Annotated in this window: 15 protein-coding genes; 12 read left to right on the top strand and 3 right to left on the bottom strand. The window is 36.2% G+C overall.

Annotated features, from left to right (window positions below):
- Positions 1–63 precede the first annotated feature (63 nt).
- The 12 genes from BN2667_RS06310 (at position 64) to purH (ending at position 10,847) form a co-directional block, all read left to right on the top strand.
- Positions 64–1,752 (top strand): B12-binding domain-containing radical SAM protein, encoded by a 1,689-nt coding sequence (locus BN2667_RS06310; protein WP_054252486.1) that lies wholly within the window; start codon positions 64–66, stop codon positions 1,750–1,752.
- Positions 1,753–1,755: 3 nt separating this feature from the next.
- Positions 1,756–2,463, top strand: coding sequence for a hypothetical protein (locus BN2667_RS06305; RefSeq protein ID WP_054252485.1), 708 nt, complete (start codon positions 1,756–1,758; stop codon positions 2,461–2,463).
- Entirely contained in the window at positions 2,460–3,554 is a 1,095-nt protein-coding gene (locus tag BN2667_RS06300; protein WP_054252484.1) for a tetratricopeptide repeat protein, read from the top strand. Before BN2667_RS06305 ends, BN2667_RS06300 begins: the two co-directional genes overlap by 4 nt.
- A gap of 136 nt (positions 3,555–3,690) precedes the next feature.
- Positions 3,691–3,990 carry a DUF2089 family protein gene (locus tag BN2667_RS06295; protein ID WP_054252483.1) on the top strand — a complete coding sequence of 100 codons (300 nt, stop codon included), beginning with the start codon at positions 3,691–3,693 and terminating at the stop codon, positions 3,988–3,990.
- Positions 3,990–4,298 (top strand): hypothetical protein, encoded by a 309-nt coding sequence (locus tag BN2667_RS06290; protein WP_054252482.1) that lies wholly within the window; start codon positions 3,990–3,992, stop codon positions 4,296–4,298. Before BN2667_RS06295 ends, BN2667_RS06290 begins: the two co-directional genes overlap by 1 nt.
- 62 nt (positions 4,299–4,360) lie before the next feature.
- Positions 4,361–4,975 carry a uridine kinase gene (gene udk / locus BN2667_RS06285; RefSeq protein ID WP_054252481.1) on the top strand — a complete coding sequence of 205 codons (615 nt, stop codon included), beginning with the start codon at positions 4,361–4,363 and terminating at the stop codon, positions 4,973–4,975.
- A 262-nt stretch (positions 4,976–5,237) separates the two neighbouring features.
- Positions 5,238–5,915, top strand: coding sequence for a phosphoribosylaminoimidazolesuccinocarboxamide synthase (locus tag BN2667_RS06280; protein ID WP_054252480.1), 678 nt, complete (start codon positions 5,238–5,240; stop codon positions 5,913–5,915).
- A 13-nt stretch (positions 5,916–5,928) separates the two neighbouring features.
- A complete protein-coding gene (gene purE / locus BN2667_RS06275; protein WP_054252479.1) occupies positions 5,929–6,399 on the top strand; it encodes a 5-(carboxyamino)imidazole ribonucleotide mutase in 471 nt (156 codons plus the stop codon).
- 17 nt (positions 6,400–6,416) lie between these two features.
- Positions 6,417–7,703 (top strand): amidophosphoribosyltransferase, encoded by a 1,287-nt coding sequence (locus BN2667_RS06270; protein ID WP_075967898.1) that lies wholly within the window; start codon positions 6,417–6,419, stop codon positions 7,701–7,703.
- Positions 7,687–8,703: a phosphoribosylformylglycinamidine cyclo-ligase gene (gene purM / locus BN2667_RS06265; protein WP_054252477.1), complete on the top strand. Its 1,017-nt coding sequence runs from the start codon at positions 7,687–7,689 to the stop codon at positions 8,701–8,703. Before BN2667_RS06270 ends, purM begins: the two co-directional genes overlap by 17 nt.
- A complete protein-coding gene (purN, locus tag BN2667_RS06260) occupies positions 8,688–9,314 on the top strand; it encodes a phosphoribosylglycinamide formyltransferase (RefSeq protein ID WP_054252476.1) in 627 nt (208 codons plus the stop codon). Before purM ends, purN begins: the two co-directional genes overlap by 16 nt.
- A 3-nt stretch (positions 9,315–9,317) precedes the next feature.
- On the top strand, positions 9,318–10,847 hold the full coding sequence (gene purH / locus BN2667_RS06255) for a bifunctional phosphoribosylaminoimidazolecarboxamide formyltransferase/IMP cyclohydrolase (protein WP_054252475.1): 1,530 nt from the start codon (positions 9,318–9,320) through the stop codon (positions 10,845–10,847).
- Positions 10,848–11,508: 661 nt separating this feature from the next.
- Here purH and BN2667_RS06245 read toward each other — a convergent pair.
- From BN2667_RS06245 to BN2667_RS06235, 3 genes are read right to left on the bottom strand one after another with little or no spacing between them, the layout of a single operon-like run.
- A complete protein-coding gene (locus BN2667_RS06245; RefSeq protein WP_054252473.1) occupies positions 11,509–13,275 on the bottom strand; it encodes an ABC transporter ATP-binding protein in 1,767 nt (588 codons plus the stop codon).
- A complete protein-coding gene (locus tag BN2667_RS06240; RefSeq protein WP_054252472.1) occupies positions 13,265–15,133 on the bottom strand; it encodes an ABC transporter ATP-binding protein in 1,869 nt (622 codons plus the stop codon). Before BN2667_RS06240 ends, BN2667_RS06245 begins: the two co-directional genes overlap by 11 nt.
- A complete protein-coding gene (locus BN2667_RS06235; RefSeq protein WP_054252471.1) occupies positions 15,117–16,316 on the bottom strand; it encodes an ArsR/SmtB family transcription factor in 1,200 nt (399 codons plus the stop codon). Before BN2667_RS06235 ends, BN2667_RS06240 begins: the two co-directional genes overlap by 17 nt.
- Between the last annotated feature and the right edge of the window lie 150 nt (positions 16,317–16,466).

The following is a 16,466-nucleotide window of genomic DNA, read 5'->3' as shown; positions in this document are numbered from 1 at the left end:
GACTTTAAAACTTTAGAATTTTTTATTTTTTCGTCTTGTGCTATACTTTAAACAGGTGATTAAGTGAAAATATTATTAGTAGGAATTAATGCCAAGTACTCCCATCAAAACTTGGCAATTGAATATATAAAAAGATATTTAAAATCAGAAAATGTAAAGACTCTGGACTTTAATATAAATCAAAACATAGACGACATTTACAGGGAAATTATAAAAGAGAACCCTGACGTCTTAGGATTTTCTTCCTATATTTGGAATATAAACTTTGTTGAAAGATTGACTTCTGACTTAAAAAAGGCCAAGGAAGATTTATTTATAGTCTGGGGCGGTCCAGAAGTTTCCTTTGACAGCCAGGAAATAATGGAGAAAAATCCAGCTGTCGATTTAATAATAAGAGGAGAAGGAGAAGAAACTGCCCTTAGACTTTTACAGGCCTTAGAAAATAAAAAACCACTTGATGACATTTTAGGCATAACTTATAGAAAAGATGGAAATATTATAAAAAACCTAGATAGGCCCTTAATCCAAGATCTAGATACAATTCCATCGCCTTTTATAGACTACCAGGCTCCTAAAGGGAAAATGGTCTATTTTGAAATGACCAGGGGATGTCCCTTTAAGTGTGCCTACTGTCTGTCTTCAACAACAAGGGGCTTGAGGAGATTTTCTACAGAGAGAATAAAGGCAGACATTTTAAGGTTAATTGACTCTGGGGCAGACACGATAAAGTTAGTTGACAGGACCTTTAATGCCAACGAAAAATTTTCCATGGAAATAATGGATTTTATTCTAGCAAATGCCAGACCAGGCATGTGCTTTCACATGGAATTAATGGCCCATTTAATATCTGACGACTTTTTAAAATTTTTAGAGAAGATGCCTGTTGGACTTTTTCAATTTGAAATAGGCATCCAATCAGCCAACGAAAAAACTTTGGCGGTCATTGACAGGGTTACAGACTTAGAAAGGTTGGCTAAAGTTGTTAGGACTATAAAATCCTATGGCAATATCCACCAACACGTTGACTTAATTGTAGGCCTGCCTTATGAGGATATGAAGTCTTTTAAAAAGTCCTTTAACTATGCCTCGTCTCTAGGGGCAGATAAACTGCAAGTTGGATTTTTAAAACTCTTAAGAGGATCAAAATTAAGACAGGAAGCATTAACCTATGGCCTAGTTTATTCAGCCTATCCAACTTATGAAATTATAAAAACTCCTTGGCTAAGTCCAAGAGAAATTAGAAGGCTTAAAATTATTGAAGACCTTGTTGAAAAATACTACAACGAAGGTTATTTTGAAAAGACCTTAGAAAAGTTAGTTGACCCAAGTAACCCTTTTGAGTTTTTTGAAAACTTTGGAGGCTATTGGGAAGAAAAGTCCTATCAAAATAAAAAGCACTCTAGAGAAAGTCTTTACAAGATCTTTTCTGATTATATAAAAATCAAGTATGTAGAAGATAAGGACTCACTAATTGAAAATTTACGTTTTGACTTCTTAGCTTCTAATAAGGGACAGGCAAAATCCTACTTAAATCCAAGGCCCCTAGAACAAAGGCTCTACCATGATTTATTAAAAGATGAAGAAGTTAGAAAGGCTTTTGGCCTTACCATGGACCTGCCAACAAAAAAGCTAGTTAAGGACTTTGCCTTTGAAAGTTTTACCTTTGACGCTGGCGAACCGTCAGTCTTTGGATTTTTCTATGACGACTTGGGTATAAAAATAATAGATATTACGAAATTTATGAAAGGATAAGATATGGATTATATAAAAGACTTTTTGGAAGTTTATAAAAAATCACTAGGGGAGACAGGGAAGATTTTAACAAAAGCTCCACTAATTATAATTTTGCCCTTACTTTTTTCTCTAGTTTCAACCTTGGTCTATACAGGCTTAATTGCTGCCTTGTCTAACCTAGGAATTATACTTGGTTTTATTTTAGCTATTGTTGAGGCGATTTTGCTTTCTGCCTACTTTAGCTTTTTAGATGAGGCCATTAATTATCAGAGGTTTAAGTTAGTAATAGACAAGTCCCTAATGAGATATGCCAGGGCAATTTATGCAGTGAAATTTATTTTCTACCTGGCGTCAATTTTACTGGGAAATCTTTTAGCCCTAGGACCTATTGCAATAATTGTATTTATTTTATTAAATCCCCTTGGCGAAAGTATTTATTTGGGCCAAAGATATGGGCTAGACGCCATTAACTATTCTTTTTCTTATTTAGGAGAAAATTGGTATCTGTGGATGCCTCATACCTTGCTATTTTTGCTTTTAGGAAAGTTTAGATATCTTTTCTTTACAGCTAACCCACTAAATATCTATGTAACAACTTTAAGCTTTAATCCAGTAGACTTAATTATTATGGCAGTACTAGGAATTTATTTTATCTTTAGGGGAGTTCTCTTTAAAAATACTAGAAATTCTTCTATGAGAAAGAGAAAATACATGGGGGCTTGGCAATGATTTATGAAAAATTTCTCCTTCCAAGCTTAGATGACCTGGCAGTTTTAGAATTAAAAGAAGGGGCCAGCATTGAAATAGAAGACCAGACTTTTAAAGGTTATTTGCCTCTTCCAATTTTAAATTCAAGGCTGGTAACCTTAGTTCAAAAAGACCTGGACCAAATTCCTCTAGCCTACTTTGTTGAGGGAATGATTTACTATCTTTCTCTATCAGCTGACGATAAGTACAAGGACACATACCTAGACTTTGTAAAGGAAACAAGCAAGGACATTAAAGGCTTTGTCTTTAAGGCGGCCCTAGAGCTAATGGCAGATGAAAACTTTTTAGATGCCCTAGTCTACTTAAACTTTTTAGTAAAAGAAGACCTAGCCGATCCAAAAATTTACTTTACTCTAGGCCAGGCCTTAGAAAATTTAGATATTTCAACTTTAAATGATAGGGAAAAAAATTCCTACGCAGTTGAAATAATGAACACTTACGAAAGAGTTTTAAACCTGGACCCAAGTTTTTCTCTGGCCTATTATAAGCTGGCCTATATTTACAGGGACTTTGGTCAATATATAAAGGCAAAACTTGTTATAGAAAAGTTTTTACAGCTAGACAAAAACGACTTCCGCCTTCACGAAGCTAGGCTTCTCTTAGACGACTTAGAGTCTGAAATAAAAAAAGAAGAAGCAGTTGTCGATATAAATGCAGGCGCTTATGAAGAGGCCATGAAAAAACTTATGGCAGTTAATGTTGAAAAGCGAGATGACATTTATTTTTATAACCTAAGTATTTGCTATTACTATCTTGGACTTTTTGAAGACGGCATCGATGCAATAAAAAGGTCCCTAGAAATAGAAGAATCTCCAATTTATAAAAACCAGCTAGCTTTATTTTACCAACAAGTTGGCAGTTTGGACCTGGCGAGAAAAGAGTTAGAAGAGGCCATTGACACTTACGGTCCAGACTATTTTCTAAATTACAATTTAGCCACCATTCAATATCAAACTGGTTTTAAAGATGCAGCCCTAGGAAATTTTGAAATTGCTTATGACATCGACCCAAATCCAGACCTGGGAAATCTAATTGAACAACTAAAAAAATAAAATTTTAATAGGCTTTCAAGGCCTATTTTTTTGTGGAAAACTTTAATAAAAATAAAACTAATATAAATAAAATTAAAATAAAAATAAAATTGACTTTAATAAAATTAAAGATTATAATATGATAAAGAGGTGAAAAATGAATATAGAATTTATTCCTCCATGGATGAAAAACCTAGACGAAGAGGACATGAATTTTGTAAAGAAGTTCATTTTAGCCTCAGGATCTTTAAAAGAATTGGCCAAAGAATATGAAGTCACCTATCCGACAATTAGGCTGAGACTTGATAGGCTAATTCAAAAGGTTGAAGTTGGAGACGAAGGAAGAAGAGACTCATACATAGATTTAATTAAAGACCTGGCCTTGTCAGAAAAAATCGATTTACAAACAGCTAGCCTTTTAATTAACCAGTATGAAAAAGCAAAGGAGCAAAGCTAATGGAAGTACTTTACTTATTTTTAGGCCTATTTACTATTCAAGGGTTTCTATCAGCCCTTAGAAACAAACTTTTTGTACTAATCTTGCCAGCCATAAACTTTTTGTGGTCGCTACTTATGTTTTTTAATATTTTAGCCCTGCCAGATATATCAAGGATTCAACTTTTCCTTACAAGCCTTATAACCTTAATTATTTTTAATGTTCCAACCTTTGTATTTTTAGCCATTGCCTTTTTAGTAAAAAAGAGACAAGAAAAGGTTCAAAGAGACTTACTTAGAGCCAAGGCTGAGGAAGCCCTCCAGGCATAAAATCTTTTTGCAAATTTTTTGAAAATAGGCTATTCTATTTGTAAGAAAATAAGAGGTGGACTATGAATAAGGTAACAGTTATAGGAGTAGCTGGTGGAACAGCTTCAGGCAAGACGACAATTGTAAATGAACTGAGAAAAAACTTTGAAAATGACATAGCAGTTCTCTGCCACGATTTTTATTACAAGTCTCATAAAAATTTACTCTTTGAAGAAAGATCAAAATTAAATTACGACCATCCCAATGCCTTTGATACAGATATTATGATTGACCATTTAAAAGAATTAATTGCAGGCAGGGAAATAAAAAGACCAGTTTACGATTACACCATCCACGATAGGTCTAGCGAAGAAGTTATTGTTCAGCCGAAAAAGGTTATAGTTGTTGACGGCATCTTGATTTTAGAAAACAAGGACCTAAGAGACCTAATGGATATAAAAATCTTTGTAGAAACTGACGATGACGAAAGACTAATTAGGAGGATTCGCAGAGACGCCATTGAAAGAGGTAGGTCACTAGAGTCAATCCTCGACCAATACGAATCTACTGTTAAGCCAATGCACGACCAATTTGTGGAACCTTCAAAAAAATATGCAGATATAATTATTCCTCGCGGCGGGGAAAATAAAATTGCTGTAGAAATGCTTCTTGAAAACATTAAAAAGAGAATAGGATAAGTTCTTGTAAAGAGATTCAAGAAAAGTAAAATTTAATTTCTAGGCCTTTAATTTGTTGACAAAAAGACCTAAAATTGCTAGTATAAATATGAAAGAAAGCTATATTTTAGAAAGTATGTCTAGGGATTCGAGGACTATCCTAAAGAACCAAGCGACATAGGTGCTGATTAATTTAGCACTACACCTAAGGGACAAAAGCCCAGGGGGGTAGGTTTCGTAAGCCTACCCTTTTGGGCTTTATTTTTTTGATTGGGAGGAAATCATGGAAAAAATTTACACAGGTAAGACAAAAGACGTTTACAAAATGGAAAGTGGCAACATTTGTCTAAAATTTAAAGATGATGTAACTGGCAAGGACGGAGTTTTTGATCCAGGTGAAAACCAAGTTGGCCTAAAAATTGACGGCGCAGGAAGAGAAGCCTTAAAGATTACAAAATTCTTCTACGAACTTTTAAACGACAGGGGAATAAAAACCCACTACCTTTCAGCAAACATTGATGACAACACTATGGAAGTTAAAAACGCCCATGTCTTTGGAGAAGGCCTTGAAGCTATTTGTAGGTTTAGGGCAGTTGGTTCCTTTATTCGCAGATATGGAAAATACATTGAAGACGGCACTCCACTTGATGCCTATGCAGAAATAACTTTAAAAGATGACGAAAGAAAAGACCCTCTTATTACAGATGAAGCCTTAGAAATGCTTGGGATCTTAACTAAAGACGAATACAAGACCATAATTTCTATGACTAAAGAAATAGCAAAAATCGTAAAAGAAGTACTAGCTGAAAAGGGGCTTGATCTTTATGATATAAAATTTGAATTTGCCAGAGATGATGATGGCGAAATTATGTTAATTGACGAAATCTCAGGTGGATCAATGAGAGTTTACAAGGGAGATAAAAAACTTTCTCCATTAGAAATTCATTCTTATTTAATTTAATTAGGAGGACAAAATGATAAGTGTAATTATGGGATCAGCCTCTGACAAGGCAATTGCAGAAAAAGTTATTAAGATTTTAAAGGAATTTGACGTTCCTTATGAAGTAAAAGTAATTTCAGCCCACAGGGCCCTTAATGTCCTTGAAGACTATGTTGGGTCAACTGATTCTAAAATTTTTATAGCCATGGCTGGCAAGGCTGCCCACCTAGCTGGAGTTGTAGCAGGTATGACAGTAAAACCAGTTATTGGTATTCCAATTAAGTCATCAACTATGGACGGCTTAGACTCTCTACTTTCAACAGTACAAATGCCAAAGGGCATTCCAGTTGCTACAGTTGCAATAGATGGCGGAGAAAATGCAGCCCTTCTTGCTATTTCAATGCTAGCCATTGAAGATGAGGCTTTAAGAGAAAAATTAGTAAAATACAGAAAAGACCTTGAAGCTGCTGTAGTTCAAGCTGACAAAGACTTAGACCTTAATTAAAGACAAAGGAGAAAATATTGAGCGGACATATTGGAATTTTTGGAAATGAAGATATAAACGTTGCTCCACTTCTTCACTGGTCCTTGTACGCCCTTCAACACAGGGGAGAGGTTGGAAGTGGCCTTGTTGTAGTTGATGATGATAAAATAAACGAACTTAGGGGACCAGGCTTGGTTTCTGATATTTATAAGGAAGAAGAAATCAATTCTATAAAAGGCAACAAGGGAGCAGCCCATGTAAGATATGCCTTTGAAGACGACGATAAAAACGCGACTTTTTTACCAGAGGTCTTTCCATGTGAAAAAACCCAGGCCCTACTTTCTATAGACGGAAACTTTTTAGAAAAGGCCCTTAGTAGAAAACACATAGCAGATTTTTTGTGTAATGAAGAAGACCTGCCAGAAAAAATTAAAAATTTAAAGGGCGCCTATTCTATTATTCACATTAACAAAGACAGGATGATAGCCATTAGAGACCCTTGGGGAATAAAAAACCTAGTCCTAGGCAAGTACGACAACTCCTATGTTGTAGCCTCAGAAACTGCAGCTATAGATTCAATTGGCGCAGAGTTTTTAAGAGACATCCTGCCAGGAGAAATTGTAACTATTGATAAAGACGGTCTTAAGTCTCAATTTACTGGCGAGAGACAAGAAAAAAATTGTATCTTCGAATATGTTTATATAGCCAGACAAGACTCCTATATTGGAGGAAAATCTGTTTATGAAGCCAGATACAATATGGGTAGAAGGCTGGCAGAAGAAGAACCAGTAAATGGAGACCTAGTAATTGGAGCGCCAGACTCTGGAACAATTGCAGCCCTTGGCTACTCTCACGAATCTAGAATTCCATATAAAGAAGGAATTTTAAAAAACAGGTATGTAGGCAGAAGTTTTATTCTCCCTGACCAAAGAATGAGAGAAAAGGCTGTAAAAATAAAGATGAATCCACTAAAGAAAAACCTTGACGGCAAAAGAGTAATCCTAGTAGACGACTCAATAGTTCGTGGAACTACAATTAAGTCTACAGTAAAAATGCTAAGAGATGCTGGAGCCATTGAGGTTCACGTTCGTATAGCCTGTCCACCTGTAAAACACTCATGTGACCTATGTGTAGATACACCAGACGAAAAATATTTAATAGGCGCAAACCTAAGTGTTGAAGATACCTGTAAGGAAATCGGTGCAGACTCTTTGGCCTATTTGAGCCTAGATAGTTTAGTAAGTGTATGTGGTGGCAATAGATTTTGTAAGCATTGTTTTGATGGAAATTATCCAATAGAGGTGGAAAATGGCAATAACTTATAAAGACGCTGGCGTAGACAAAGAAGCTGGCTACAAACAGGTAAAGTTGATAAAAGAAACAGTAAAAGCAACTCACATCGAAGGAGTTCTTAACGACATTGGCGGCTTTGCTGGCATGTTTGACCTTGGAAAATTAAAAATGGAAAACCCAGTTTTAGTTTCTGGGACAGACGGAGTAGGTTCAAAGGTTCAAATAGCCCAAATGATGGACATCCACAACACAGTTGGCGAAGACTGTGTGGCCATGTGTGTAAATGACATCTTGTGCCAAGGAGCCAAGCCAATATTTTTCTTAGACTATATAGCAACAGGAAAACTAGTTCCTGAAAAAATGGCGGCGATAGTAGAAGGAGTTGCATCAGGTTGTAAAAAAGCTGGAGCTGCCCTTTTAGGTGGAGAAACAGCAGAAATGCCTGGAATTTATAAAGAAAATGACTACGACCTTGCAGGCTTTGCAGTTGGAGTAGTAGAAAAAGACAAGATCATCGACGGCTCAAAAATTTCTGAAGGCGATGTGCTTTTAGGCCTTCCATCATCTGGAGTTCACTCAAATGGCTATTCACTTGTGAGAAAAATTATCTTTGACCACAAGAAGATGGACCTAAATGACTATATAGACGACCTTGGAACTACTTTAGGGGAAGCCCTCCTAGTGCCAACAAAAATTTATGTAAAAGACGTCTATCCACTAATAGAAAAGTACGAAATCAAAGGCCTTTGCCATATAACAGGCGGCGGCATTTATGAAAACCTACCAAGGATCCTGCCTGAAGGCCATGGAGCTGACGTAGACATGACCCAAGTAGAAATTCCTAAGATTTTTAAACTTCTTCAAGAATGGGGAGGCATTGAAACAAAAGAAATGTATGGCACCTTTAATATGGGCCTAGGCATGGTCTTAGTTGTTTCAGAAGAAACTGCCCAAGAAATTTTATCCAAGGAAGACCAAAAACTTTATAGGCTAGGCAAAGTTACTAAGGGTGACTTATGTGTAGAAATCTAAAGAGATTTGCAGTTTTAGTTTCTGGCGGAGGATCCAACCTCCAAGCCCTAATTGATGGAGTAGAAGCTGGAGAAATTAAAGGCGACCTTGGCCTAGTTGTTTCCAATCGAAAATCTGCTTATGGCCTTGAAAGAGCAAAGGCCCATGGTATTGAAGCCATATATTTAAGAGGCGACAACATAAGCGTTGAAGAATATGACAAGCAGCTTATAGAAATTTTAAGAGACAGACAAATTGACTTTGTAGTCCTAGGAGGCTTTTTAAAAATTCTCGGTCCAGACTTTATTAGAGCCTATGAAAATAAGATTATAAATATTCACCCATCATTAATTCCATCATTTTGTGGCGAAGGTTATTATGGACTAAGAGTCCACCAGGCAGCCTTAGACTATGGAGTGAAAGTATCAGGAGCCACAACTCATTTTGTTAGTGAAGTTGCTGACGCTGGACCAATAATCTACCAGGTTTCTGTTCCAGTTTTAGATGGAGACCAGGCAGAAGACTTGCAAAAGCGAATTATAAAAGAAGAACATAAACTATTAGTCAAGACAGTAAAAGACTATTGTGACGACAAATTTGAAATCCAAGGAAGAATAGTTAAAGTGAGGTAAAAAATGAAAAAGAAAGCACTAATTTCTGTATTTGACAAGACAAATATTGTAGATTTAGCCAAGGGCCTTGAAGACCTAGGCTGGGAAATAATTTCAACAGGAGGGACCTTTAAGCACTTAAAAGAAAACGGTCTAAACCCAATAGATGTTTCTCAAGTGACAAAGTTTCCAGAAATTTTAGACGGCAGGGTAAAGACCTTAAATCCAATGATCCACGGAGGCATCCTCTATAGAAGAGACCATGAAGACCATGTTGAGACAATAAAAGAAAACCATATTGAGTCAATAGACATGGTAGTCAACAACCTCTATCCTTTTGCGAAAAAGTTAAAGGAAAAGGCCCCTCATGAAGAGATGATAGAAAACATAGACATTGGCGGCCCATCAATGATTAGGGCAGCAGCTAAAAACTACAAGGACGTTTTGATCTTAACAGACCCAGCAGACTATGAAAGAGTTTTAGAAACTTTAAAAAATGGCGAAGATTCTATAGACCTAAGGGCAGACCTAGCTAGAAAGGCTTTTTCATACACAGCCCAATACGACAGCCTAATAGCCTCTTACTTTAACAACTACCTAGAAGTTTCTTATCCAGAAAAACTTACAATGACCTATGACAAGGTAGACCAACTTCGCTATGGAGAAAACCCACATCAAAAGGCAGCCTACTACAAAAACGCCTTTGACGACCTAGGCATAGAAATAAAACAACTTCACGGCAAAGAATTATCTTACAACAACCTAAACGACATCTTTGCAACAGTAAAGGCAGTAAAAGAATTTAAAGAGCCAGCAGCAGTTGGAGTAAAACACACCAACCCATCTGGAATAGGAGTTGGCGAAAACATTTATGACGCCTATATAAGGGCCTATGAATGTGACCCAACATCAATTTTCGGCGGCATCTTTGCCCTAAATAGGGAAGTTGACGAAAAAACTGCTGACCACATGAGCTCCTACTTCTTAGAAGTAATAATAGCCCCAAGCTTTTCAGCTGGAGCTGTGGAAATTCTAACTAAGAAAAAGAATCTTAGACTTATAGAAATAAAAGACCTAGCAGACTTTGACTTAGACAAAAAGAACTTTAAACAAGTACTGTCAGGCCTAGTCTACCAAGACCAAGACAAGTTTTCTCAAGAAGAAAAAGACTTTGCCTTTGAAACAGTAACGAAGAGAAAGGCAACAGATGAAGAGATAGAAAATTTAAAATTTGCTTGGAAGTGTGTAAAAAACGTAGCCTCAAATGGAGTAGTCTTAGCAAAAGACAAGGCCACAGTAGGAATTGGCCAAGGAGAAGTTAGAAGGTCCTGGGCAGTAGAAGAAGCCATAGAAAGAGCTGGCGACAAAATAAGTGGAGCAGTCCTAGCATCAGACGCCTTCTTCTTTGAGGACACAGTAGAAGCCCTTCACAAGGCTGGAGTAAAGGCCATGATAAGTCCAGGCGGATCAATAAAAGATCAAGGTGTAATTGATCTTTGTGACAAATACGACATGACCCTAATATTTACAAAGACCAGACACTTTAGACACTAAATAAATTTGAACTTAAAAAAGACCTAGAGGAAAAATTTCTCTAGGTCGATTTAGTATGACAGGTATGTCATCAATCTGTGGTGAAAGACCACGTAGGGCGCAGTTGCCAGCGAACCTCATAGCGACTCCCAAGGTTTGTATCGTGAGATGCAGGCGAGAAGAAGGGATAGCAAAATTGTTGCCTGACGAACAGAAACCTAATACTAAGGCTTGCGTGGTGGATAAGCGGGCTAAAAGTCGTGAAGTCCAAAAGACAACCGTAACCCATGTAAGTAAATTAGGCAGGTAGACAAGGAAAGATTGGTGACTTATCCCGTGAGGTCTCACTAGCGATTTAGAAGTAACAACTAATAGTGAGAAGTCAGCAGAATCCATAGTAGCAAAGAAGTTTCTGTAATGGAAATGGAGCGAAGGGAGGAACAATATTTATTGTAATATTGGAAAAGGGTGCACTATGACTTGATGGAATACAAGAAATGACGTATTTATTTCTCAAGGTTCGGATACAAAAAGAATAAAGTTAAATAGATGCATCAGAAATAAATAATATAATACAAGAAATATTGAACCGCCGTATGCCGAACGGCACGTACGGGTGGTGTGAAAGGGGCTAGTTCTTAGCCCCTATTCGATTTTTTGGCTATTTTGCAACAGCCCTTTTTTATTGAAAATATTTGGCCTGAGCCTTGTAGAGGTCAGAGTATTTGTTTTTGTATTTCATGAGGTTTTTGTGGCTGTCAAAGGCTACTGTTTTGGCATTGTCTAAAAGTAAAATCTTGTCGGTAAACCTTGATGAGCTCATCCTGTGGGAGATAAAGATTGCAGTTTTTCCCTGAGTCATCTCATTAAAATGCTCGTAGATCTTGCTTTCTGCAAGGGGATCGAGGGATGCTGTTGGCTCATCTAGGACTAGAAAGTCTGTATCCTGGTAGATAGCCCTAGCTATAGCAAGCTTTTGCTTTTGGCCAAGAGATAGGTCTGTAGCATTTTCGTATATGTCCTTATTGAGGTAGGTATCAAGACCATTTTCTAACTCACCTACTCTACCATCTAGGTCAAGCTCTTTTAGAATCTCATCAGTTTTTTCTTTGTCAAAATCCTTGTTTGCAATTATATTTTCCTTTATTGTAAAAGGCATGATGGCAAAGTCTTGGAAGACTCCGCTGATTTTCTCATAAAGAGATTTCTTGCTGATATTTTTGATGTTTACACCATTATATAAAATCTCTCCGCTATCTATGTCGAAAAACCTTAGGAGAATCTTAACTATAGTTGTCTTTCCTGCGTTATTTACACCAACGATTGAGATTTTCTCTCCTTTATTAATCTTAAATGATAAATTATCAATGATTTTCCTGTCTGATCCTGGATAGGTAAAGGTCACGTTTTTAAATTCTAGGCTCTCAAAATCTCCGGCTTCATCTAAATTTTCTTCTTTATCAGAATCTAGGACGTAGAAATCATAGAGAGGTTCAAGGTTTGCTAAACTCATAATAAAGTCCGCCAGCTCTGAAAACATGGTTTGGAAAGATTTCATAAAGTTTTCGTTGGCAGAAATTATAGCTGAGAAAGATCCAAAGGAAATTTGTGGACCGTAGGCAGCTGATAGAGTCCTCATCGCAACATAGGTGTAGGAAACTAGTCTTAAAATAGATTCTAAAAATATTTTAATAGCTCCCATATTTCCTTCATAGGCAAATTTATCTTCAAACCCATCCATCATTTGGTCTAAATATCCTTGGGTTTTGGACTTGACCATAGGTCCTAGGTCGAAAACCCTGATTTCCTTTTGGTAGTGGGGACTTGCCATGAGGGAGAAATAATAGGAAAATCTCCTATTTACATTTACAATCTCTAGGTTGAACTTGCTGGTATAGGCCGATTCTTTGCCATTTACAAAAATTATTAGCAGGGAAATCAGGATAGAAAATCCGACCAAGTAGGGTGAAAAGGATATGATGATGATAGCAGTACCAATCATTGTTGCAAGGCTTGTGATGATATCCTTGAGTGTATATAGGAGGTTGTGGATAGCTCCCATATTTATAGCAGCATTAGCCTTTTCCTTTAGGTCTAGGGTGTGGGGATTTTCTATATTTTGATAAGTCAAATCCATAGCTTTTTTTGCAAGTTCAAAGGTCAAATAATCATTAATTCCCTGGCGTCTTACAAATTCTTCTCGGCTTAGAAGTCTTTCAAGACTTTCTAGGAGGATTTTTCCTATAATTAACAAGACTACAATTTTTATAAACTGGTCAGCTGGCTTTGGGTCTGTGATTTGGTTAATAAAAATCATTGGCACAAAGACATTTACCATGGTTGCTGCTGCTGGAGCCAATGCGTTTAGGATAATTACCGGTATATAAAGAGGATCGTTTTTTGCAGTAATTTTCGCAAAAAGCCATAGGGCCCTTAATTTATTTTTCATGATTTTCCTCCAAGTAGTATTTTCTTTGGGATTCGTACATTTCCTTATAGAGACCATTTTCTTTCAAAAGCTCATCGTGAGTCCCGTATTCGGTAACCTTACCGCCATCAAGAAGCATAATTTTATCACAAAATCTAGTTGATGCTAATCTGTGGGAGATAAAAATTAAGGTTTTGTCCTTACTAATTTCATCAAGGTTCCTATAGATTTTCTCTTCTGCTAGGGCATCGAGGGCGGCTGTTGGCTCATCCATTATTAAAGCTTTTGCATCTTTCTTGTAAAGAGCTCTTGCGATTGCAAGTTTCTGGTTTTCTCCACCGGAGAAAAGTGTTCCGTCATCGTGGATATTTCGGGTCATTTGGGTGTCGATTCCCTTTGGTAATTGGTCAAGCTTATAGGCAAGCCCTGCTTTTTTTAGTGAGTCAATTACTCTTTCCCTATCAATGTTTTCATCAGTTGCTGCCACATTTTCTGCAATGGATACTGCAAGGGGCTCTACATTTTGTAAAACTGTTGCAAAGGCGGCGTACCTTTCCTTTAGGTCAAGGTCATTAGCATTTATCCCATTTATAAAAATGTCACCTGCTGTTGGCTTATAAAGGCCAAGGATAAGAGAAACTATAGTAGATTTGCCCGCTCCATTTACACCAACAATTGCGACTTTCTCTTTTTCACGAATTGTAAATGATAGATTTCCCAAAACATTTTTATCAGATAGGGGATAGGAAAAGCTCACATTCCTAAATTCAATTGACATTGGTCCTGTAATTTTATCATCTCCTGCGTCTGATTTGAGGTCTGCCCTTAGCATATCAAAACCATCTGATACATAGAGGAGGTTTGACCTGGTTTTGGCAATATTCATCACAAGACTTAAGATAACTTGTGAATAAATTGCTACTGATGTGATGATTAGAGTTAGGTTTTTTAGTGTGATTTGGTCTGATAATATTTTTCCTGTTAGGAAGTAATAAGCGATAGCCTCTACTCCTACAAGGAGGACTGCAAGAACAGGGGATAAATACATTTCAGGTTTGATAAAGGTCCTTGAAATCTTAACTACATCAGCCACAAGGGGTTTAAAACCCTCTATAAATTTGTCTTTGAAAGAGAAAACCCTGATATCTTTAGCAAAACGAAAATCGGATGCTTCCTTGTAATATGTGTCGGTTTTTCTTTTTACTTTTCTTAATTCTCCCATGTGGGAATGTCTGTATTTATTTGTATAAGATTTAATCGCCAGCTGAATCAGGATTGAAATTATGGCAAGGATAAAAATTAGGGGAGATAGTTTTGCCATAATCACTGATATTATCACAAAAGACATAAGATTTGCCAAAATCTTATACATATCGTGATAAATTCCTTCAAGACCCTCGACGTTGTTAGAAAAAGGTTCAAAACCTCGGGAAAATTCTGCCATGAAGAGAGAATTTTCACCAAGACCGTAGTCCATTTCCATGATAGGACCACTTGCTTTTATAAAGTATTCAAGCCTTGTACCCATATATGTTGCGTAAGTTCTGCGCTCTATCTGATTTGAGATTATTGAGCAGACGAAAACTATTAGGGCGTAGGCTAAAATTACAAAAATCATTGTCTTTAGTTCAGTGTTTTTTTCTATTAGACCTACTAAATAATACATGATAAAGGCCTCTATAATTGGTATGAGACCAGCAGTGAAAGGATAAATTATGAGGGATAATTTAATTTTAAGATTGTTCTTAAAGGGCTCATAGGCCATTTTTAGAAGGTCAAAATTCGAAAGTTTATTCGCTCTGAGATATGATTTTACAACCTCTTCGTCATTTAAATTTTGGGCTAGGTTTTCTTTTAAGTTTTTAAGATTCTTTTCCATGTTCTTCCTCCCTTATATCCTTAGAAAATTCAGTGAGTTCTTCTATAACTTTGTCAAAACCAGGTTTTCTCAAATAATAATAGGTCTTCCTGCCCTCGATATAGGCTCCAATAAAGCCGCAAACTTGAAGTTGGTTTATGTGGTAAGACAGGGTCGCTGGTCTTATAAAAAGCTTGTCAGAAAGCTCTTTGGCATAGTAATTTCTTTCCTTTAAGAGATCTAAGATGTCAATCCTAGTTGTGTCTCCTAGAATTTTTAGGTATTGGTTTAGGTGTTTTAGCTTATTTTCCTTTTCGATAAATTCTTTATTTGAATAAATTCCAAACTTCATAAAGGCGTAATCGTAATCTTCTGATATAAACTGAATCATGGTCATGTTTGGTGCAAGGATTAGTCCATAGATATTAAGTGGTTGTTCTCTTTTCCTAAGAAAATCATTAAGGCCAACTTGATTTATAATATCATAGACCTTTTTGTAATCATCTTTTTTTATTTTTTTAAAATGTTCCATGAATTCATCTTGAATTTTTGTAAAATTACTTTCTAAAATCTCACAAATTTTTTCTAGTAGTGGATAAAGCCTATCGTATATTGATTTTTTGTTGGAAAAAGATCTCAAAAGTGCCATTGAAAGCTTATCTTCGTAGGGAAGAGTAGGTATAAGGCTAAGAAAATCTGATTTAAGGGCTTTTTTCGTCCATTCTTTTATATTTGCTGATTTTAGTTCTGAATCATTTATGTCTACACCGACAAATTTTAAGAAAGAAAGGTCGAATACAAGTTCAAAGATATCGTAGGTGAAATCTTTTATATCAATGACATTAATATTTTGGAAAATTCCCGCCATAAAAGGCAAGTAATTCCCGTCATTTTCCGAAAATAGATAAAAAAGATTTAAAATATCTTCGTTTTTGTCATGGAAAAATTCCTCTAGATGGGGAAGGGATCCTTTTTTAATACTTCTAACAAAATCTGTATAGACCTTGTTGTTATAAAAGGCCGTATCTAGGTAGGTCAAATTCATATCCTGGGAGTAGTTAAAACCTGGGTAGGACTCCTCAAATGAGAAAAAGTTTTTGTTTTTTGCAGCCAAGTAATCTGTGTAAAGATAAATCATTACTCCTGCTTCATTAACAAGAATTGGTTTTTTTACTAGGTTAAAATTATTAAATTTAGGATTCATTTCATGTCCTTTCTTAGATTTATATCTAAATATTATTTTTATCTTAGATTTCTATTAAGGCAATCATAAGACAAATTCCACCTAATATCAATAGATACATATTCGATATTAATCTAAGATAAAACTCTTCTTGCTTGACCGAAACCTTTA

The organism is Neofamilia massiliensis (assembly GCF_001299475.1).
In the GTDB taxonomy this organism is placed as follows: domain Bacteria; phylum Bacillota; class Clostridia; order Tissierellales; family Peptoniphilaceae; genus Neofamilia; species Neofamilia massiliensis.
Note: the sequence above shows the minus strand (reverse complement) of the source record. Positions and strands in the feature narration are given on the sequence as shown.

What these genes read in the sequence shown, in the direction of transcription:
- BN2667_RS06305 (WP_054252485.1), top strand. Translation starts at nt 1,756, where the DNA reads ATGGATTATATAAAAGACTTTTTGGAAGTTTATAAAAAATCACTAGGG.
- BN2667_RS06300 (WP_054252484.1), top strand. Translation starts at nt 2,460, where the DNA reads ATGATTTATGAAAAATTTCTCCTTCCAAGCTTAGATGACCTGGCAGTT.
- BN2667_RS06295 (WP_054252483.1), top strand. Translation starts at nt 3,691, where the DNA reads ATGAATATAGAATTTATTCCTCCATGGATGAAAAACCTAGACGAAGAG.
- BN2667_RS06290 (WP_054252482.1), top strand. Translation starts at nt 3,990, where the DNA reads ATGGAAGTACTTTACTTATTTTTAGGCCTATTTACTATTCAAGGGTTT.
- udk (WP_054252481.1), top strand. Translation starts at nt 4,361, where the DNA reads ATGAATAAGGTAACAGTTATAGGAGTAGCTGGTGGAACAGCTTCAGGC.
- BN2667_RS06280 (WP_054252480.1), top strand. Translation starts at nt 5,238, where the DNA reads ATGGAAAAAATTTACACAGGTAAGACAAAAGACGTTTACAAAATGGAA.
- purE (WP_054252479.1), top strand. Translation starts at nt 5,929, where the DNA reads ATGATAAGTGTAATTATGGGATCAGCCTCTGACAAGGCAATTGCAGAA.
- purM (WP_054252477.1), top strand. Translation starts at nt 7,687, where the DNA reads ATGGCAATAACTTATAAAGACGCTGGCGTAGACAAAGAAGCTGGCTAC.
- purN (WP_054252476.1), top strand. Translation starts at nt 8,688, where the DNA reads ATGTGTAGAAATCTAAAGAGATTTGCAGTTTTAGTTTCTGGCGGAGGA.
- purH (WP_054252475.1), top strand. Translation starts at nt 9,318, where the DNA reads ATGAAAAAGAAAGCACTAATTTCTGTATTTGACAAGACAAATATTGTA.
- BN2667_RS06245 (WP_054252473.1), bottom strand. Translation starts at nt 13,275, where the DNA reads ATGAAAAATAAATTAAGGGCCCTATGGCTTTTTGCGAAAATTACTGCA.
- BN2667_RS06240 (WP_054252472.1), bottom strand. Translation starts at nt 15,133, where the DNA reads ATGGAAAAGAATCTTAAAAACTTAAAAGAAAACCTAGCCCAAAATTTA.
- BN2667_RS06235 (WP_054252471.1), bottom strand. Translation starts at nt 16,316, where the DNA reads ATGAATCCTAAATTTAATAATTTTAACCTAGTAAAAAAACCAATTCTT.